The 19,799-nt window shown below is 63.1% G+C and carries 15 protein-coding genes and 1 pseudogene; 1 reads left to right on the forward strand and 15 read right to left on the reverse strand.

Features of this window, described 5'->3' with window-relative positions:
* Positions 1-475: 475 nt before the first annotated feature.
* The 9 genes and pseudogenes from E8F11_RS22065 to E8F11_RS22105 form a co-directional block, all read right to left on the reverse strand.
* A complete protein-coding gene (locus tag E8F11_RS22065; protein ID WP_280291008.1) occupies positions 476-3,022 on the reverse strand; it encodes a CHC2 zinc finger domain-containing protein in 2,547 nt (848 codons plus the stop codon).
* A gap of 14 nt (positions 3,023-3,036) precedes the next feature.
* Entirely contained in the window at positions 3,037-3,264 is a 228-nt protein-coding gene (locus E8F11_RS22070; protein ID WP_280291009.1) for a hypothetical protein, read from the reverse strand.
* Between the two features lie 109 nt (positions 3,265-3,373).
* On the reverse strand, positions 3,374-3,841 hold the full coding sequence (locus E8F11_RS22075) for a hypothetical protein (protein WP_280291010.1): 468 nt from the start codon (positions 3,839-3,841) through the stop codon (positions 3,374-3,376).
* The gene (locus tag E8F11_RS22080) at positions 3,838-4,959 is read right to left on the reverse strand and encodes a site-specific integrase (RefSeq protein WP_280291011.1); all 1,122 of its coding nucleotides are present in this window, start codon (positions 4,957-4,959) and stop codon (positions 3,838-3,840) included. Before E8F11_RS22080 ends, E8F11_RS22075 begins: the two co-directional genes overlap by 4 nt.
* 250 nt (positions 4,960-5,209) lie before the next feature.
* Positions 5,210-5,495 (reverse strand): annotated as a pseudogene (locus E8F11_RS22085) (BrnA antitoxin family protein).
* 255 nt (positions 5,496-5,750) lie between these two features.
* A complete protein-coding gene (locus E8F11_RS22090) occupies positions 5,751-7,127 on the reverse strand; it encodes a hypothetical protein (protein ID WP_280291012.1) in 1,377 nt (458 codons plus the stop codon).
* A 483-nt stretch (positions 7,128-7,610) separates the two neighbouring features.
* Positions 7,611-8,597: a DNA-binding transcriptional regulator DsdC gene (gene dsdC, locus E8F11_RS22095; protein WP_280291013.1), complete on the reverse strand. Its 987-nt coding sequence runs from the start codon at positions 8,595-8,597 to the stop codon at positions 7,611-7,613.
* Between the two features lie 71 nt (positions 8,598-8,668).
* Positions 8,669-10,003: a D-serine ammonia-lyase gene (locus tag E8F11_RS22100; RefSeq protein WP_280291014.1), complete on the reverse strand. Its 1,335-nt coding sequence runs from the start codon at positions 10,001-10,003 to the stop codon at positions 8,669-8,671.
* A 50-nt stretch (positions 10,004-10,053) separates the two neighbouring features.
* Positions 10,054-11,397, reverse strand: a complete 1,344-nt coding sequence (locus E8F11_RS22105; RefSeq protein ID WP_280291015.1) for a gluconate:H+ symporter — start codon at positions 11,395-11,397, stop codon at positions 10,054-10,056.
* Between the two features lie 455 nt (positions 11,398-11,852).
* Between E8F11_RS22105 and E8F11_RS22110 the strand changes: the two genes are divergently transcribed.
* Positions 11,853-12,137 (forward strand): hypothetical protein, encoded by a 285-nt coding sequence (locus E8F11_RS22110; RefSeq protein ID WP_280291016.1) that lies wholly within the window; start codon positions 11,853-11,855, stop codon positions 12,135-12,137.
* Between the two features lie 30 nt (positions 12,138-12,167).
* Here E8F11_RS22110 and E8F11_RS22115 read toward each other — a convergent pair whose 3' ends face one another.
* From E8F11_RS22115 to E8F11_RS22140, 6 genes are all read right to left on the reverse strand, one after another.
* Positions 12,168-12,539 carry a helix-turn-helix transcriptional regulator gene (locus E8F11_RS22115; RefSeq protein WP_280291017.1) on the reverse strand — a complete coding sequence of 124 codons (372 nt, stop codon included), beginning with the start codon at positions 12,537-12,539 and terminating at the stop codon, positions 12,168-12,170.
* A 229-nt stretch (positions 12,540-12,768) separates the two neighbouring features.
* The gene (locus E8F11_RS22120) at positions 12,769-13,785 is read right to left on the reverse strand and encodes a DUF4438 domain-containing protein (protein ID WP_280291018.1); all 1,017 of its coding nucleotides are present in this window, start codon (positions 13,783-13,785) and stop codon (positions 12,769-12,771) included.
* Positions 13,786-13,821: 36 nt separating this feature from the next.
* Entirely contained in the window at positions 13,822-14,706 is an 885-nt protein-coding gene (locus E8F11_RS22125; RefSeq protein WP_280291020.1) for a hypothetical protein, read from the reverse strand.
* Positions 14,707-14,779: 73 nt separating this feature from the next.
* On the reverse strand, positions 14,780-15,880 hold the full coding sequence (locus tag E8F11_RS22130) for a hypothetical protein (protein WP_280291021.1): 1,101 nt from the start codon (positions 15,878-15,880) through the stop codon (positions 14,780-14,782).
* Positions 15,881-15,941: 61 nt separating this feature from the next.
* On the reverse strand, positions 15,942-18,332 hold the full coding sequence (locus tag E8F11_RS22135) for a hypothetical protein (protein WP_280291022.1): 2,391 nt from the start codon (positions 18,330-18,332) through the stop codon (positions 15,942-15,944).
* A 27-nt stretch (positions 18,333-18,359) separates the two neighbouring features.
* Entirely contained in the window at positions 18,360-19,661 is a 1,302-nt protein-coding gene (locus tag E8F11_RS22140; protein WP_280291023.1) for a hypothetical protein, read from the reverse strand.
* Positions 19,662-19,799: the final 138 nt, after the last annotated feature.

Below are 19,799 nucleotides of genomic sequence, written 5' to 3' on the forward strand. Positions count from 1 at the left end.
ACTGGAATCAGGATGGTCGCATGTAGCCTGCTCGACAAGGACACTGCGGCTCCAGCGTTCGTTACGCTTGATCCGCTAGAGTTTTGACCCTAGGCAATCGTATCGGGGGCTCAAAAGCGCCAACCACCAGGGGGGACTTTCCGGTCCCCTTAGGTAGCCGGTGGGGAAAATTACTCACTACTGGTATCTAGTGCGGTAGTACAGCTTGATCGCCAGATTTGGGCAACCACGGCGCGTCTCGAACTCGTCCATCTCCAACGGGTGAATCACGCGCCTCCAATTCGTACACCGATATTCCTTTTGGCCTAGCCCTGAATATCACTGCGAAAGGCATGGACCACCTGACTCATGGAATGCAATTGGATTGGCAAAGTCGGTGCAATTACACAACCACGCGGCCTGTCACAAGAAACCCGGCTCGAGGCCGGGTCATGATGAGGCTACCACTTGCGGCACGTGCCTTCGCAGGGCTCAATCAGAGTGAATATCCGTCGTCAGACTGAGCCAACTCGTCCTGAGCACACATAGAAATGACGTCGACCTTGTTCTCTGCCTCGAACCTCTTCACTGCGTCCTCCCATTTGGGGAGCGCCCACGAATACGGGCGCCGACTTCCGACCTTGGGCCTGGTCTGCTTGGCGTCAGTGCAACGGATGAAGTGCTTCGCGAAACAGCTTCTTGGCAACAGATGAGCCTTCCCACGCTTCTTTCCCGCATCGACATAGGCCTCGTAGACGGCTTCCTTCTCCACCGTAGTCGACCAGCCCCAATCTACCCCTGCGATGTGCTTGTCGATCAAGGCATCCAGAATGAACTGGTCATGCGGATCCAGGCTCAAGGTCCGCTGGACACGCAGGCCATCAGTTTCTGGCACTTTGCGCAGGTCTACCTTGCTCAGGTTGATATTGAGCAGCACAGACAGAAGGGCCCGCAAGCCGTGCCGATCGTTGTCGTAGAGTTGATGACTCATCGCGCCGAAGTAAGCGGAATCCTTCTGGCGTTTGTCGCTCACATCCAGGACGAAGTAGCGGCGCTCATCTTTAGATGCCGGCACCGCCCAATCGTCATTGGTGATCATGATGATGCGGCTCAGCGAGCGCATCTGAATCGCATCCACGCCCTTGGCTTCGACAGTCATGGTGCTGGAGGTGATCATGTCCTGCAGCGGGCCAACGTCTGCCTTGTTGCCTGCCCAGAAAGTCTCCTCAGCTACCACCAGAAGCTTATCGGCCAAGTGCCGATTGAAGTTGCCGATCAGGTGTTTCATCTGGCTGACCTTGATCGCGTGACCGCCGAGCAAGGCTGACAACGCCTCAGCGAACATCGACTTGCCGACTCCTTTCCCACCGCGCAAAACCAAGGCGACGCCCTTCTTCTTGTCCGGGTCCTGCAGCATGTCAGCCGCCCAAGCCAGCAGGTAGCGAAATTGCTCCTTGTTGCCGCGACACACATTCAGCTTCAGATGGCTCAGTAACTTCCGGCACTTCATTGCATTGCGAAACTGGCTGCCCGGAAGAGGTTCGACGGCAAACCCGTGCCAGAGGTTGTAGTACCCATTAGCACCATTACCAACTGGTGCAAACGTGAGCCCCTTATAGGTCCGGCGCTCCACGGAATCCAGCCAGAGATCCGCAACTGAAACACTCCGCACGCGAGTGCTGCCATCCTTGTTCTCAGTGGTCACCGCAACCTTTTGGTTACGGTAATACAGCTTGAAGGCAGCGACCGACAGGTAGCGAACCTCAACTCCAAGCTCGTTGCGGTCCTCGCGCAGCACCATGGCCTTATCACCGACCACCACCAGAGCGTGCTCCTTGTTCAGTTCGGCAACGGCCGCCCGCTCAGCGGAGACTCCCCTAACAGTCTCCTTCCGCCTCTCGTCCTCAGCCTCGCCCACCGATACCGGACTACCATCAGGTTCAGCCGATGAGGTCGACTCTTCTGTCCGGTGCTTGGCCAAGAAGTCTTCAAGCACCAGCGCCGCGGCCTTGGAGTGTGCAAGCAGGCTGAAACCGTCCGGAGGTGGGTCGGCCAGATCCCAACCATCCGCTACGTCCGCCGGTGGCGTAATAATCTTCACCGGCTTGGCCAGCTTCGGCAGCATCTTGGCGACATCCAGCATGGCCTGTGTGCCAGGCTGTAGCAGCAGCGGCATCTCCTGGCCGGCCAGCGGGTGTTTATCCGGGTAGGGGTGGCGGTCAGCATCCGGCCACAGCGCCAACGAGCGGCCTTCCAGCGGGGTCCAGTCGACGAAGCCAATCGCCTTGCCACCCCCCGGCCAGGCCAGAATGATCAGCTTGTCGCGCGGGATGCCGGCGGCCTCGTACAGGGCCTGGGCGGCGTCGGCGGTCTTCTCGCCTTCCACGAGGATCACCTGGGCGTTGGGGTGGCGCTTCAGCTTGGCCAGGCCGTACAGCGGGCGCGGCTTGCCGAACGACAGCCAGCGCCAGGCCATCTCCCTGGTCTTGTCACTGACGCAGTAGGACAGCGGCATGACTTCCTTGCGCCCGCCGGGCAGGGTGAAGCGCAGCGTGTAGCCGATCAGGTTGCCATCCAGGTCTGTGTACTCCCAGCGCCCGCTGGCGGTGAAGGATTGCCAGACGCCGTCGATCTTGCGGCTGATGGTGTCGCGAGGCGCACTCTTTAGCGCCTCCGGCGGCACCGGTGCAATGGGTAGCCACTGCTCTTCCTGTTCCTTGCGCGCGGCCTCACGCTGGCTGGCGCGGTACTCGCCTGGGGCCAGGCTGCCGGTGATCTTGGCGACCGCATCGCGGAACGGGATATCTTCGAATTCAGCGACAAAGTCGATCGCGTCACCACCTGCGCCACAGCCGAAGCAGTAGTAGGCGCCCTTGTGGGGCATGACGCTGAAGGAGGGGGTCTTCTCTTTGTGGAACGGGCAAAGGCCTTTGTACTCTTTGCCGTGCTTTTCCAGTTTCACATACTTGCCGACGACACCGACGATGTCGGACCTCGCCCTCTGTATTGCGGAATCAGGCAGCAGGTTGTGCTCCATGCTCATGACACCTCCCTGCCTTAAGACCGCCGACGAGCGGGAATAAGTTGTGCACCTTCCTCACACTGGCGGCGCCAATCAGTAGCGGCCTCAATGCTGATAAGGGTGCGGCTGCCGACCTTCATGATTTTCGGCCCGGTGCCCTCCTTCAACATCTTGTAAAACATGACTTTTGTGATGCCGTAGGCCTCGCAAAAATCGCGGACAGAGTACGCGGCGCGAGCGACAGCTTGTTGGGGAGTGTTCATGTAGAGCTAACCTTGGTTTGTTGAGGTCAGCCCAAATACTGTTGCACGAAGCCTACCTAGACGAGGCAACGAATTCGGAATTCGTTACCTGATGCTGAGCGGATTCGTCCTACTTGGTACGGCGGTAAGGGATGGAGGTCAGCGGATAGATGTCGACCGGCATGGGCAGATCTGCGTCTGCCCTCAAGCCGCGGCAGATTTTGCGAATTGACTCGTAGCCCAGCAGAAACTCCCCGCCAGCCTCGTCTGAAACAGCGCCGCAGGCCGCTTCGAGGGATTCTCTTGCATCGTTCATTCGCTGCTGCACGGCCATGCGAATTTCCCAGTCCCGAAAGGCAAAATTGCCTTTTGGCGCACCACGTCCCGTACGGGAGAATCCAAACGCATCGTTGGGTGAATCGCCGCCAGCAATAGCCTCAAGCGCGGCCACCACAAAATCGAACGCATCATCGTGACCGATCCGGGCGGCGTTTCGAATCTCGCTCAGACGCCTTGCAGAGAGAGCGCACATTTGACGAAGCGCCTCGTGGTTGCCTGGTTCAAGCAGGTCGCCATCTACCCATAGCTCACTGCTCATAACACTTTCACCCTCGCCAGTTGTGCAACAATTTTGTCCTTTATGAGGTGGCCATAATGGCGCGAGATCATCTCCACACTGGTTCCCGCAATCTTGGCGACCGTCATCGGGTCAATGCCGGACACAAGCATTTCCGAGATAGAGACGTGCCGTAGGCTGTACATCACAACCGTATCGGGTAGGCCGGCAGCAGCCCGCGCCACCTGGAAGGCATCGCGCCACTCAAACCTCGTCCATGCGATGCCTGAGCGCATCAACAACGGCTCGTCAGTGAGGCGATCGCCGGCACACTCTTTCAAAACCTTAAGGGCGTCAGGGGAAATGGGGATTGTGCGACGACCTGTCTTGCCGACGACAGTCAGCAAACCTGCTGGGTCAAGATCGCCGACAGTTGCACCTGCAAGTTCACCTGGCCTGCAGCCGGTCAGTAACATCGCGCGAAGGAACGGTTTTAGTTCGTGATCGGCAGCGGCAAGAAGCTTTCTTCTGTCCGCCAGCGTGAGAGCGACATCCCGGCGCTGCCCTACACCCTTGAACGCTTCGACGCGATCCCACTGGGCGGTCGACGATGCAAGACCCAGCCTATACGCAAGGTTGAGGGCAGCTTTTAGCGTAGCGAGGTTGCGGTTTGCCGAATCCTTGGCACGCCGTTCAACATCCGGATCATCGTCGTCGACATCAATTTGAGCATTCCGCCAGTCAGTGATGTGGGCAGTACGCAAAGCGCTGAGCTTGATACGGCCGATCGGCTGTTCGTACACCAGTCGGCGGAACCGGCCTTCGGCATCCTTCGCGGTGGACTCACCTTTCTCTGTCCGGCGATCTTTGACATAGCGCCTGCAGGCTTCAGCAACGTCGATCACCTCGGTTGAACCGCCCTGGCACTGCGCAAACCATTCACGGGCAATTTTCACCGCACCGTCGTAGTCGGGCAGGCTTCCAAGCGCATGGTACTTCTGCCCACCCGTATCGGAGCGCCATCGAGCGATCCACGTGCCGGTCCCATCTCCCAGCACGCGGTAACCCACATAGCAACCCGCCTCGATTCGGTCCCAGTAAGGCTCCCTTCGGGAAGAGAGCTTCTTTCGATCAGAAACGGTTTTGATTGCTGCGGCCATGGGAAAAAGTCCGTACGGAAACCATACGGAAAACTAGCATGAACAACGGCATGCTTCCATTTATTATTTTTCCATAATTTTCAGCCTATTAAGACACACTCTAACTCCAGCTTACCTGGCCACCCGGCCCTCCGAAGGCAGGGGTCGTGGGTTCGAATCCCGCCGGATGCGCCAAATCAGAAAGCCCGCCTAGTGCGGGCTTTCGCGTTTCTGGAGCGGGCGCTCATGTGCTGGCAGGGCTGAGCCATGCTCATTCCCCTTCAGTCGGATTCCGGTGAGCCTGCATGTGCTGGCGCAGCAATTGGTTGATGCGGGCCTGATAGCCCGCGCCCTGGCCTTTGAACCACTCCAGTACGTCGGCATCCAGGCGGATGGTAAGCGCCTGCTTCACCAGCACCCGCAGCTCGGCGCGGCGGAAGAAGTCCTCGCCCACTGGTGTCGATGTCCTCGTCGCCCCGTTTGCCCAGGCGTTCCCAATCAGTTCTCGATGCTTTCGATACAGCGTCTGGCCTCCTGCTTGGTGGCTTTTCAGGCAGAGATGATGCGAATCGAGTCAGAAAGACAAAAAAGGGGAAGATCTACTTTCTCTACTCCCTTTTCAGACTTCCCTGCTTGCGCCGCTCGACTCGCATGCCGAAAAATCGCTCGGTCATTTCCATTAAACTGCGTTCCGAGTCAGGCCCGGTGTCGAGCCTAGTGCCTTCGGCGAGAGAATTAGAGTAAGAAATATAAATCTGTCCCCTTTTCCGGTCCCCTTTTCCGGTCCGCACGGTTCTGGCGATGCTGACCCGTTACGGCAGCGTGAGCCATATGAGTGCCGACTCGAAGTTTCCGCTGTAGGTCGTGCTGCCGGCCGGTACGGACGCCCCGTGTGACGGAAAAGAAACCGTGCCTCCCGGATCCACGAGCGCTCCCGCAGGGGTCGCGACGGTGAATTTCGGCGCGGACAGTTTCAGCGACGCGTCCAGCAGCGAATACGGCGGGCCCTGGCTCGTCGTCGCCGCAAGCCGCACCGTGTTGTCGGCCGAAGCCGCGACCCCGCCGCCGGTCTCGAAGCCGGTGCCACCCCAGGTTGCCGCGGCCGTCACCTTCTTGCCCGTCGATTCCAGGCGCGCGACGAATGCATCCTGGAAGCCGACGCCCAACGTCGTCGTCGTTCCAGCTAGAAGAACCGAGCCGTCGGGCGCCACCGCGATGCCGTCACCGGTGTCGCCGCCCTTGGTGCAGCATTCCTTGCCGAACAACAAGCTGCCATCGGACCCGATCTTCAGGACCAGCGCGTTGATGCCGATGATGCCGCCCTTCGCCGCCTGGATGGCGCCAGCCGTGTATATGGACCCATCCGCGGCGGCGGCCATTCCGCCGCGCGCATCCACGACCTCGCCTGCGCCGTACGTCCGTGCCCAGGCCAGCTCGCCCGCTGACGTCAGCTTCAGCACCATCACGTCGAACTGGGAAAAATTGCTGTTGGGCCGCAGTCTCGAACTGGCCGCGTAGACACTGCCGTCCGGCGTGACGGCCATCGCCTCGAAGCCGGCGGCATCGTCCCAGTACCTTTGCCAGACAAGAGTGCCCGCCGGATCGAACTTCAGGACGAATACCCCGGCGGAGCTCGGGCCGAAGCTGGTTGTACGGCCCGCGACGTAGACGGAGCCGTCGCTGTGCGTCGCCACCGCGCGGGCGCCATCGGACTGGGTACCGCCCCAGGCCCGCACCCAGAGCAGGTTGCCGTTCGGATCGAATTTCAGCAACACGGCGTCTCCGCCACCGTCTGCGGTGATGCCGGCCACGTAGACTGAACCGTCGGCAGCGACCGCCACTGACGTATCCGTCACCCCGACGATGGTCGGGCCGTTCCAGATCCGCTGCCAGACGACCGCTCCATTCAAGAGCTTGACGATGAACATCCGCGTCGCGGGCGAGCCGAACTCGTCCAAGGCAAAGCTGTCCGTCGAGCCGACGAGGTACGCGCTGCCGTCGGCGGCCGTGGCGACATCGGTTGCGACTTCGGCTCCAGTCCCACCCCATGTCGTCTCGGTGAGCAAGACCTGCCCGTGCGCCGGCCTTTCTGCAACTGCCAGCAGGACCAAAACCAAGCTTGCAAACAGCACCTTCCCGACCGCGATTCCATTCCGTCGTGTTGGCGAGGGACTGCAGATATGCGTCATGTCCTTTCTCCTGTTTGGAGCGAAAAGGACCTGGACGTCGCTGATGGGGGAATAGCCGAACCGCTCGAAGCGTGTCATCCGCTACCAGCTGCGCGCCGCGACAGCGCAGTACGAGCGGCACGAAGATCTCCAGGTGGTAATCCTTGAGTCTAAAACAGCATGCAAAGCTTTCCAGACTTCCGGGGTAAACAACGTCCAATAGTTTCCACCCCAGGGTGCGCAACTATCCGGCCTTCAAGAGAAAAGGGGAGAGATTTATTTTTCATTTCAATCCGTAACTGAGGAAAGAGCCAAGAAGGGGACAAGCCAAAAAGGGGACAGATTTATTTTGCCTGCTCTAATTCAGGTCTTTCTGGCTCGCGGCGTTCAGTTCATGGGCTAGAGATTCTCGAAACTTCATCCAGAGCTAAAGAGGTCAACTGGATAGAGTCTGCCCTTCAAAGGCAGGGGTCGTGGGTTCGAATCCGGCCGGAGCAGCTCGACTCAACTCGAAGAGCCTCGGAAATCTTCGGGGCGATCTATCCCTGGCATTAGTGGAGCCCTGGCGCATTCCTCGAGCCAGTCGATAAGAGCTTGCAGCCGTCTGGGCATTGGGTCGAGCGGGGGATGAACCAGGTAATAGCCATAGTTTCTCGCTTCGATGAAGCCGCTGAATGGCAGCACCAGTTCTCCATTCTCAATGCGTTGGCGGACCAGTTGTTCGCGGCCTATGGCGACCCCGGAGTGGTTCATGGCCGCGATCGTGCACAAGTCGGAGCGGTCGAAGGTCAGGAAGCGCTCCGGCAGGTAGGCCGTCGCTCCGGTTTCACGCGCCCATAAGCGCCACTCCGCATCGAACGCGGCGTTGTCCCAGGCCTCCACGTCATGCAGCAGAATGCATTGGTCAAGCCGTTCGGGTCGCCCTAGAAGATTGTGTTTGCGCGCGTACTCGGGACTGCAGACGGGCGCAATTCGCTCCGGCATCAGGCGGGTACTCGTGAGACCGGGGTGCTCGCCATTGGAGTAGCACAGCACGAGATCGATTTTCCTCGTTCGATAATCGATGCGCTCATTGCCCACCCTGATATCCAGTTGCACACCCGGATAACGGGCGGTGAAGTCTGCCAGTCTGGGCACCAGCCAGCATTGCGCTACCGAGGGCCTCACGTAAAAGGTCAGTTGCCCGGAGATCTGCGCGTGAGCACGCTCCTGCATGGCCTCGGACAACGCATCCATGGTGTTCTGCATGATCTGGAAGATGCGCTCCCCGTCGTCGGTCAGGCTCACCTTCCTTGGCAGCCTGTGGAACAACTTGAGCGACAGGTCTTCTTCCAGCCGGGCGATGCGATGGCTTACCGCGCTGGCCGTCAGGCACAGCTCATCGGCGGCCCGCGAGAAGCTCATATGGCGAGCGGCGACCAGGAAGGTGTGCAGGTTCGCCAGATGTGTCCCGTTGAGCTTCGGTCCTGTGGTGAAACCCGCCTTCGACATCGCTGCAATCCTCTCTTGGTCCGCCGCCCGCACCTGCGTGAGTTCCGTCACCTTTATCGCAACTGGCGCTGCTAGCCGCGCCCCTTCTCGACATACGCGGCGAACTCTTCAGCCGGCACCATGCTGCCTCCCGTACCCCAGACAAGGTGCGTGGCGTTGGCCAACCGCTCCGATGTGACACCGATACGCTCCAGATAGGCCTGGTCTCGCAGGACGCGCACCATCCCCGGTGCGCCGGCCAGGGCGGAGGGCTCCAGACGAACCCGCTCTTCCTGGTAGGCGATTGCCAGGAGGCGGTACAGCTCTTCGTCCGTCACGGTGTAATAACCGTCGATCAGCCGCTGCATCGCCCGGCCCACGAATCCGGATGGCCGGCCAACCGCCAGGCCGTCCGCCGCCGTGACATTGTCGATGCCGAACTCCTGGACACTGACTTCATCGTGCAACCCGGTGTACACGCCCAGCAACATGCAAGGGGAGTGAGTGGGTTCGGCGAAGATGCAGTGCACGGCATCCCCAAAGGCCAGCTTGAGGCCGAAGGCAACGCCACCGGGGCCGCCACCCACACCACAAGGCAGGTAGACGAACAGCGGGTGATCCAGGTCGACCACTACTCCAGCCTGCTCGAACTGGCGCACCAGTCGTTCTGCAGCGACTGCGTAGCCGAGGAACAGATGGGGCGAGTTCTCGTCGTCCACAAAGTAGCAGGTGGGGTCGCATGCGGCTTGTCGGCGCCCCTGCTCCACCGCGACGCTGTAGTCCGACTCGTACTCTACGACCGTCACCCCATTTGCTCGCAGCTTGTCCTTCTTCCATTGCCGCGCATCCGATGACATGTGCACGGTCGCCTGGAAGCCGAGCTTGGCGCTCATGATGCCGATGGAGAGCCCCAGGTTGCCTGTGGAGCCGACCGCGATCTTGTACTGGCCGAAGAACTGGCGAGCCGCATCGGACGCGAGGGCTTCGTAGCTATCGCCGATGCTGATCAGCCCAGCTTGCAGGGCAAGATCCTCCGCATGCTTGAGCACTTCATGGATGCCACCGCGCGCCTTGATCGACCCGGAAATGGGCAGATCGCTGTCCGTCTTGAGCCAGAGCGAGCCACTGCCGGGTAGCCCTGCCTCGTTCAGCAGCAAGCTGTGCAGTTTCTTCAGGGGCACGATTCCCGATTCGATGATCCCGCCAGCCGCTGCGGTTTCCGGAAAGACTTTTGCGATGTAGGGCGCGAAGCGCTGCAAACGTGCGCTGGCCTGTGCGACATCCTCCGCGCCCAGCCCCACATCCCCCAGGGCCGTGGCGGCAGTGGCGATGGCCGGATTGAACCAGCTGGTCTCCTGCAGAGCGACCAGATCCTCGATCAGTGGGTGGCTGGCGTACCAGGCATCGAGCGTTTTGCCGTGAATCATGGATGTTCCTATCGACAGTCTGTGCGTGGAAAAGGTGGTAGCGACTCAAATCAGACGAAGTTGGCGAGCAACAGCGTGCAGCCCAGTGCCGTGAACGAGGCCAGGACGGTTGCGCCGGTGAATTTCTTGATGGCCTCGGACAGGGAAATACCCAGGTATTCCTTCACCACCCAGAAAGCGGAGTCGGTGATGTGCGTCCAGCCAATCGCACCTGCGCCGATGGCTATCACGAGGATCTCACGGTTGTATTCGGGGTGCTGGCCCAGGACCGGCAACACCATCCCGGCCGCACTGATCATGGCGACCGTGGCGGAGCCGACGGCAAAGTGCATCAATCCCGCGATCAGCCAAGCCAGGATGATCGGGTTCAGCTGCGACTGGCTCAGCAAGTCCGCCAGCACCTTGCCGATCCCGCTGCCGACCAGAATATCGTTGAACGCGCCGCCCGCGCCGATGATCAGCAAGATGCCGGCCAGCGGAGGGAAGCACCGATGGGTGAGGTTGAGGAGGTCGCCCATACCGAGGCCGCGTCGCAGGCCCAGCGACCAATAGGCGAAACAGACAGACAGGGCGAGCGCAATCAGCGGGTTGCCGAAGAAGGACACCCACTCATACGCGGCGGAGTCCTTGGCGAGCAGGGTCACCGACAGCGTCTTGCCGACCATGAGCGCGAGCGGCAGCAGCACCGTCGCCAGCGTGATGCCAAAGCCGGGCGATGCCTTCTCGTCGATGGTGGCTTCGCTGCGTTCGGCGAGAAACTGCTGCTGGCCTTCAGGCTCCTGGCGGCTGCACATGAATCGCACCCAGACAGGGCCGGCAATCACGGCGGTGGGCAGCCCCACGATGAGGCCGTACAGGATCACCTTGCCGATGTCCGCATTCAACATGCCGGTGATGGCGGTGGCCGCCGGATGCGGCGGCAGGATGCAATGCACGACCATCAACGAGGTCGCCAGCGGAGCACCGAGATAAAGCATGTCGATCCGGGCCTGGCGCGCGACCACATAGATCAACGGAATCAGCAGAACGAAGCCGACCTCGAAGAACACTGGAATGCCCGCGATAAAGCCCACCAGCATCATGGCCCAGGATGCATTCCTCTCGCCCAGGACATCCAGCAGCGTCGTGGCGATGCGCCTGGCGCCACCGGATTCCTCCAGCAGCTTTCCCAGGATGCTGCCCAGGCCAATGACGCCGGCAAGAAACCCGAGCGTGCCGCCCATGCCCTTTTCGAAGGCGCCCACCATCGCGGTGGGTGACATGCCGGTGCCTACACCCACAAGCAGGCTCGCGGCCATCAGGGACAGAAACGGGTGTACGCGTAATTTGCTGATCAGGACCACGATCAACAAGATCGCGGTGCCGAGAACTGAAAGCGAAAAAGCGGGGGTCATCTTTTGTTCTTCTCCATCACTACTCGCGTCCATGCGATGTTGTTTTGATGGATTAGATTTCAGCGCCCTGTTGCCGACAAACGATGGTTCGTCAGCCTATGGATGAACTGGGATCAACCATGGCTGGAGGCCTGAACGCCAAGCTGATCAGCGCTCCTGCCCCTTCGCCAGCCGAGCCCTTTTCATTCCCGCCCTCCCCGCCTATAGTCCGGCCCGTCACGGTAAATCTCGTGGCCGACCTTGGCCGGTCGAACAACTCTAGGCGCACAGACGCCCAACTCACCATCGCAGACGCGTTATCGCGTCTGCGATGCCGTGTCATGGCAACTGTGCGCGGGACACCTTCGGGTGTGCCGGGTGCCTAGAGTCCCGGTCGGCCAACCCGCGTACAGTTGCCGCCCTACTTCGCTTGGCCGCGACGGGTGGCAGCTCCATCGAACTCTAGGAGCTTCACCATGCATACGGATTTCTCGAACCTCATTCCCCTGACCGGCAACGCCGGCACCACGCCCGTGCTACTGCTCGATGGCAGCTGCGCCTATATCGACCTGCAGGAGTGCGCCGATATGCGCCTGAATGCGGCCAGGGGACTGCTGCACAGCCTGGCGACGATGGCACCGGGGCAAGCCGATGAGCGCGACCTGGTGCACTTCGCCGATGCGGCCCAGCTGTTGCTGGCGGATGCCTGCGACCTGCTCGCCGCAGCGCGCAAGGCGGCGCGCCGGGAAGCGATTGGCTGAAGCCCCCGCGCAAGCGCAGACCCTCCGTACTCAGCCGGCGCGGTCGGATGCGCGTTGCAATCCCAGTTCGCAGTCGTGCTCGAGAAAGGCCGCACAACGAAAGACCATCGCCGCCCGGTTGTTCACGCCCAGCTTGGAGTAGACGCGGCGCAGGTGGGTATTGACGGTGTGCTCGCTGATGCGCAGTTGCGCCGCGATCTGCTTGTTGAGTCGACCGAAGCAAACCAGCGTGGCGATCTGCAGTTCGCGCGCGGTGAGCAAATGCAGCAGTTGGTCCGACGGGTCGACGCCTCTGGCGAGGATCGCCGGTTCCATGCCCGACCGCGTCGGTTGGTGGGGCAGGTTCAACCTTTCGGCAAGCGCGGTCGGATCGGCCGCGCGCCATTCCCGTTTGTCTTCCATATCGACATTCCCTGGCCTCAGTTGCGCCGACACCACTACCCGCAGCCTTACCCGGCGAGCGCATGAGTTCCATGCCGCGGGAATATCGGGCGGGTTTCGAGCGCCCACACTCCCGCCAACGGCGACTCGCCGTGCCATCCGAACAGCGCGGGTAGTTCCAAAACAGGGAGTGCAAGCATAGTTGACCCCCTATCGCCGTGCCGGACGCTGAAGAAATTTCATCTTGCGGTCATCTCGTCCGTCCTCGGGTTGCGCTGGCCTCGATCAGGGTCCGGTAGTCGCGCAAGGGCGCCGGCTCGCGAATATCCAGCACCGCGGCGAGGTTGGCCCTTGGGCTGAGGTGCGGCACGAGGCGGGCGCTGGGCCCGGTCAGCAGGGGCGTCACGCCGGGGCCGTGGCCACTGACGGTGCTGTCGCCATGCACGATCACCCCTATGGTGACCCGTCCCGGCCGGTACAAGGGACCGCGCCGGTTGTCGGCATCGACTATGGCCACCAGGTCACCGAAGCGCAGGCTGCCGAGCCGGTAGCGCTCGCGCAGGCCGCGATCGGCGAGCTGGATGTCATAGTCACCGCGCCAGGTGCTGTTCTTGCCCAGGCCCGACCCCATCAGCACCGAGGGCACCCGGTGGCTGACCGGCACCAGCAGCCGGCCGTCGCGCTCCTGGATGCCCCAGCGCCAGAGCAGCCGTGGCGCGCAGTTGAGCAGCTCGATATCGGGATAGTCGAGCAGTCGTGCGCCGAGACCGTGGCTGACGATCTGGATGCGATCGCCGATCTGCAAGCGGCTGAGCACCCTGGTCGGGAAGTCCACCAGCACGTGGTTGATGCCGCCGTGCTTACCGGTGACGACGCCCGCCTGCCCCGTGCAGGGGCCGCTGATCACCCGCGCCTGATTGCCGATGCAGGCATAGGTCATCAGCGCGGTGTTCGGGCCGTCACGTGGGCCGACCACTTCGCGGCCATTGTTGTGCAGCGCCACGCCCGGCTCGATGTGATCGCCGGCCAGGCCGATGCAGGGGTCGCCGATGCGCTGATTGATGACGATGCCGCCGGTGGCCGGCAGTACCCGCGGCACCCCGTCGTAGCCGATGCGATAGGGGTTGGCCCGCCCGACCGGGTGGGCGATCTGGCCCGCCACGCTGACCATCACCAGCGCGCGTTCGTTCACCCGCGGGCGGCGCCCCGAATCGACGGTACGGTCGAGGGTCCTGGGTTCCCGGTGCTCCTGCAAGGTCTCTGACATGTCCATTGACTCCCTTCTCCCGCACGGGGGAGAGACTTAAAGCGGGTACCAGAAAATCCGCGCATCGCCCCAGGGATCGAGCGCGGCCTCATGAGCCGTCGCCAGTTCATCCTCCAGCAGGGCGTCCAGCTCCGGGTCCGCTTCGGCCAGCGCCGGCAGCGGCTCCTCCACCGGCTGCACCGCCAGCAGGCTGGCCGCCGGCGCCAGCACATGCACCACCGCCAGCGGCAGTCCGGCCAGCACCAGCGGCGCCACACCGGCCTGCGCCAGCAACTGGCACAACCACTCGCGCTCAGTGCCGGCCAGGGCGCCGCCTGATGTGCCGCGGGACAGCGCCTCGGCACTCTCGGCCAGCTTCAGCGCGGCGACATCGTCGCAGAGTTGCGGGCCATGCTCCGTGCGGGTCGTCAGCACGAATGCCTGCCCCAGCGCCGCCGCCAGGGCGAGCGCGTCGAGCCGCGCCAGGCGCAGCTCCGAGCGGCCGCCGCCGTCGCGCTGCCATTCCCGCTCGACCAGGCTGATATGCAGGGTTTCATAGCGCTGGATAAGGGCGCTGCCGGCGCCGTTCTGCCAGGCGCTGGGCAGGCTGGATTCGCTGGTGCAATCGCCGATCCAGTGGAACGGCAGATTGGCGCAATCGGTCTGCGTGCGCCGCTGCTCCCACAGCCGCAACGACTGCGTGGCGTTGACCTGCTGTGCCGGGTCGGCATGCAGGTCAGCAAATAGCTGTTCAGGGCGGCTGAGGAAGAACTCGCTGCTGTCGAGGATGTGCCAGAAGGCCCGCGCCATCCACAGCTCCAGCCAGGGCGCCAGCCGCTCGACCAGTTGTGGGCCGAACGGCGTGGCCAGTGCCAGTGCGGGGTCCAGGACGCAGCTACGGCGGCGCTGGCTCAGGGTCACGGAAAGATCGGGCTGTAGCATGGTGCTTACCCCTTGCCGCTATCGGCCGTCTGAACAACCGGTGCCGCAACGCCATCCGGGACATTGCGGGTCGTCAGGCGACGACCCGCAATGTCTGGGGCCGCTGGCCGACGGCTTCCTTGAGGGCGGGCGTGACGCCGGCGAAGCTGCGGCCATCCGGTGTCATCCGATACGCCGCGATCCAGGCTTCGGCATGCGGCCCGAGCGGCCGTATGGTCGACTGGAAGAGGATCGGATCGATCGCCGTCTTGAAGTCGTTGTCGGCGATGAACTGCAACAGGCGCCGGCCCGACTCGGCCATCTTCGCGCGCTGCGAGGGTTCGGCGATGCCGCCCAGGTAGCGGTTGGAGACGATCTCGATGACATCCCACTTGGTATTGGCATCGAAGGATTTCTTGATGTCCGGCGCATCGAGCAGCTGCAGGACCGTGCGCAGGTAGTGCCCGACTTCCATGGACAGCGAGAAGATGTTGCCGTAGGTGGAACGATCCAGGGCGTAGCGTAGGTCGATGCCCAGGCGCTGGATGGTCGCTACCGAGCCGAACGGGCGCTGGTCGATCAGTTGGCCGCCGCGAATCACTTCGCCGATGAGCAGGTCGCGGAAGTAATGCGATACCGCCACCATGAAGCCGACCATCTGGCGATGGAAGTTCTTGTTGACGATGGCGCCGGCCGGCGCCTGCGCATTGCCGTAGTTGAACGCGCGCCGGTAGGCCACCATGCGGTCCCGCGCCGTGTAGCGCAGCGGCTTCCATTTCTCCAGCAGGTACAGGCCGCGGGCACCAGGTCCGCGCTGGATGCGCATCTTGCCGAGGCGGAACAGCCGCTGCAGCACTTCCACCACCTGGAACACCTTCATGCGCTCGTGCTGGTAGATGAAATACAGCTCGGCGGCGGCATGCAGCTGGCTCGGCACCACTGAATCGTCGAAATCCGGCTGCACATAGGGGTAGCTGATGTCCTCGAAATCCACCGGGCCCTCGCTGCCGAACCCGATCAGGTCGAGAAAGCCATCACGCCCGTTGCCGTTGGCGGCGCCCTTGAGCAGGTGTTCGAAGCGCTGCTCGAACTGCACCTCGAACTGCTGTCGCTGTTCGGGTGGCAAATTGGCCAGTTGGTCGCGCAAAAAGGTCTCCCACAGGCGCTGAATGACTTCCGTCGTTTGAAAACTCATGGCCGCTCTCCCGGCAGGTTCACCTGGACTTGGTTGGTGCTGCTCTTGCGTTCATCGCCGCCTAGGCATCAGCGGATTCCTCTTCGATCAGCCTGGAGTCGCCGCTGGCCAGTTCGAACAGGCGGTAGACCTGGCCCTGCAGCTTGTTGCGATTGCGCTTGATGTACGCGTCCGCGTCCTTGCCCTGCAGGTTCCTGGCGTAGCCGGCGAGTTCGCCGATGATGCGCTGCGCTTCCGCCTCGTGGATGCTCCCCACGCTGGCGAGCAGGAGCTCGCGCTGCTCTTCCAGCTTCTGCGCGCCGGCCAGGAACTGCCCGGAACGCGCGCCCTCCATCAGCGTCATGCCGAGTTGCTGGACGAGGGCGACGGCGGCCCCCGGGTCCGTGGTCGACAGGTAGGAGCCCGGATCCGGGGAGAGATCTTCCGTCTGAATGATGATGTTCGGGCCTTCGGCCACTTCGTCGCGCTTCAGACCGCTGCGCTCGATACCCCTGACGAACATCTCCGCCGTGGTTTCCAGGGTCGGCGGCATGCCGATGTCCAGCAGGTCGTAGTCGGCTGCCTGTTCGATGGCGGAATCCAGCGCCTCGATGACCTGGTTCAGTTCGGCAGCCTTGCTGTTCAGGCTATTGCCGACGTGCAGCCGCACCGCCGATTTTCCGTGTTTCTTCACGTGCATCATCCAGTCGTTGTTACTGAGCACGATGCCGCGCTTGATCAGGCGCACCAGCACGCCATCGCCATTGAAGATACGCAGGTGGCTGATGCAGCCGGGCGCCATCGTCGCCACCATTTCGCTCCATCTCGACTCCAGGTGGCCGGCGACGGAAAGCTCCTGGAGACGCGCGGCCCGCGGGCCCGTCTCGGCAAGCACGCTGGGGTCCGTGGACCAACTGTCGTCGCTGTAGAAGGTCGGGCGCAGCAGGCCTCGCAGACGCTCCAATCCGGCCTCTATCGGCGTGACCGCCGTGTCGCGGTCGGCCCGCTTGCCACACTGCACTTCAATAAAGGAATTCCCTTTCTCATTGCTCGAAACGACCAACTCAGCCCGCGGCTTGAGCGCGCCGCCGCCATACACGCCGCACTCCAGCAGCGCCGCATCGATGATGTAGCTGTAGGCGGAAGCCCGTTGCTCATGCAGGCCGAAGTCGGCCTCCGGGCGACCAAGGGCGTACAGGTCGATGGCGCGGTCGATATCGTAAAGCACCTTGTCGAGGACGATCTGGCGACTCACCCCATCCCCGTCGCAGGCGCAATCGGCCAGGCAATCCAGGCGATGGGCGAGCAGCGCCCGCTGATGGATGAGCTCCAGCAGGCGGCTTTCGGCGCGCTGGTTATCGCCGTGGGCGCCATACAGACCATAGAGCAGGATCGGCGGCCGGGCGATGCGCAGCAGGCGGAAGCCGCCGGCCGAGTCGAAGGCTTCGGCGAACAGCAGCAGGGCCTCGAGGAAGGCAGTCAGCGACGGCGACTCCGGCGAAACCAGGCTGCGGCTGACCGCCACCAGATGACGGAAGCGCGCCAGATCGATCTGCGCGGTCGAGCCGAGGGCGCGCAGGCCTTCGCTTTCGCCTTGCGAGGCGCGTTGCAGCAGTTCGTCCATCACCCGCGCCAGTTCGTTCTCCACCAGCAGGGCGCGCAGGTCGCCATGGCCACGGTCCTCCAGGGCCTTGAACAGGCGCCGGTAGGCATCCACGCCGCGCGGCCATTCGCTTTGCCCGTAGGCTTCCTGGGTCGAGCCGATCAGGTTGCGCAGTGCGTAGATCACCGCGTCGCGTCGTCCCTGCAGCTCGGAATAAGGCGCCTGGAGCAGGAAGCGGCCGCCGCCGAAGCCGACATGGGCGAGAACTTCACCCATCATCACCAGCAGCACGGCTGCCGCTTCATCCAGGCTCTGGGCGAACTTGCGGTAGTTCAGCGCAATGGACGGCGTCAGCGCGCCGATGAGCCGCGCCAGCCGCGCATAGTCGTTCAACTGCCGACGGATGCCAAAGACCTTGTCGCGCTGGCGGGCATCGAGGGCGAAGCGGGCGGCCTGGTAACCCTCCTTCAGCGCCGAGCGGATGGCCTGCGCCCAGCCACGCAGCTCCGGCACTATGTCCTTGACCAGGACGTTGCTGGTCAGCTCGCGCAGGTCGAGCTCGATGTCGTCGAGCGCCTGCTGCCACTCGGCGTCAGTGGAGGTGGCGGCCGGCATCGCGATGGCGGGCCCTTGGCCACTGGCCTGGTAGGGCAGCCCCTTGGCCTCGGTGGCTATCGCATGGGCACGGGGGTCGCCCTTGTAGCGGTCGAGCAGGGCCGTGGCGATCTGCCGCGGGTCACTCGGGTCGCCCACCTTCAGCTCGCGGCGGATCAGGTTGTCCAGTGCCAGGGTGCGTTGCTGGCTCTCCAGTGCCCCGGCGTTGGTGCCGCTGCCGGCAGGGGAAGCGGCGGTGCTCGAATAAGTGACCATGGTCTACCTCATCTCCTTGATGCAGCGTTAGGCGACAGACAGGGGCTCACGCCGCGCCGCTACGCGTGGACGTGACTTCTCGGTTCGCGGAACGGGTTCGCCGTTCAGGTACGCGGTGACCTGGTCGGCGAGGACGCGTGGAGTGATACGGCCCGACGCCAGCGCATAGGCCGCCGCGCTGACGACATGGCGCGGCGGCAGCGTCAGCCGCGACACCTGGCCCTGCATCAGCAGCTGCGCGCCTTCGGTGATGCGCGCCTGGTCGGCATGGCCGAACGGCAGGATGTCCACCAGTGCGCGCTGGGCCAGGTTGCGCCGGGTCTGGAAGGCGATTTCGTCGACCACCAGCGGAATGGTGCGCGCGGCGCTGCCGAGCAGGCGCGGCGGCAGCCGGTGGAAGCGCTTCGGGTCATAGAAGGTGTTCCACAGCTGCGTCAGTTGGCTGGCGTCGCGCTGGAAGCCGAGCCGGCGCAGCATCTCCGCCAGGATCATGATGCGCAGGTAGCCGGTGGGGTGGGCCCCGGGCCTGTAGGTCAGGACCCGCGGCGCCGGATGTGCGAGAAACTCCGCCATGCCCCAGGCCGCAGCCGGCCCGCCGAGCAGGATCGCCGCCAGGTCGGCGAATATCTCCTTGTGCCAGCGGGCATAGACCGAGGTGATGGCCGGGTCGCGCAACTGGCCGAGCAACCGACGGATCACCGCCTGGCGGTTCTCCTGCCAGATGCCCAGGTCCGCCTGCAGGTTGTGCGCGACTTCGTGCATGAACACGGCCTGCCAGGGCTGATCGCGATCCCACGGGATACGGATCAGCGGAAACGGATTGGCCTCGCCCAACAGGCGCGAGAGCTGCACGCCACGGCGCATGGTCGCCGGCGAATAGCCGTGCTCCATGTAGCACACGGGTTTGAGCAGCGGGCCGTCGAAGATGCGTGGCGCATGCTGGCGGATCGCGTCGTAGCAATCGGCCGCGATGGCATCGTGCGCCGCCAGCGCCGGACCGAAGCTGGTACCGCGCTGGGCGAACACTTCGAAGAACATGCCGAACGCGCGTCGTGCCCGGTCCAGCTCGCGCTCCACCAGCGCGATATCGATCAGTACGCGATTGGCCGGCGCCTGTTCCCAGGTATTGGCCAGGTACCGGTAGCGTCGCTTGATGTTCGCCTCGATAGCGGCCAGGCGCTGGTTCGCGACTTGTACATGGGCAGGCGACGGTGCATAGGGCAGGTCCTGGGCACGCAGGCCGACGAAGGCATTGTCGATGCGCGCCAGCCGTGACAGGCGTGCCGACAAACCCAAGACCTTGGTGCGCAGGAATTTCCGCATGTCCATGACCGCCGCCTCCTTGCCGTGCTCCGTTCAACGCCCGATATGGATGGTCACCGGGCCACGAATCCGCAGGTGACGATGGGCGCAGTGCGGACAAACGCCACCCGCCGCGCGCGTGGTCGCCCGCGTGGCGCCGCGGGT

It is taken from the genome of Pseudomonas sp. BN417 (assembly GCF_029871205.1).
In the GTDB taxonomy this organism is placed as follows: domain Bacteria; phylum Pseudomonadota; class Gammaproteobacteria; order Pseudomonadales; family Pseudomonadaceae; genus Metapseudomonas.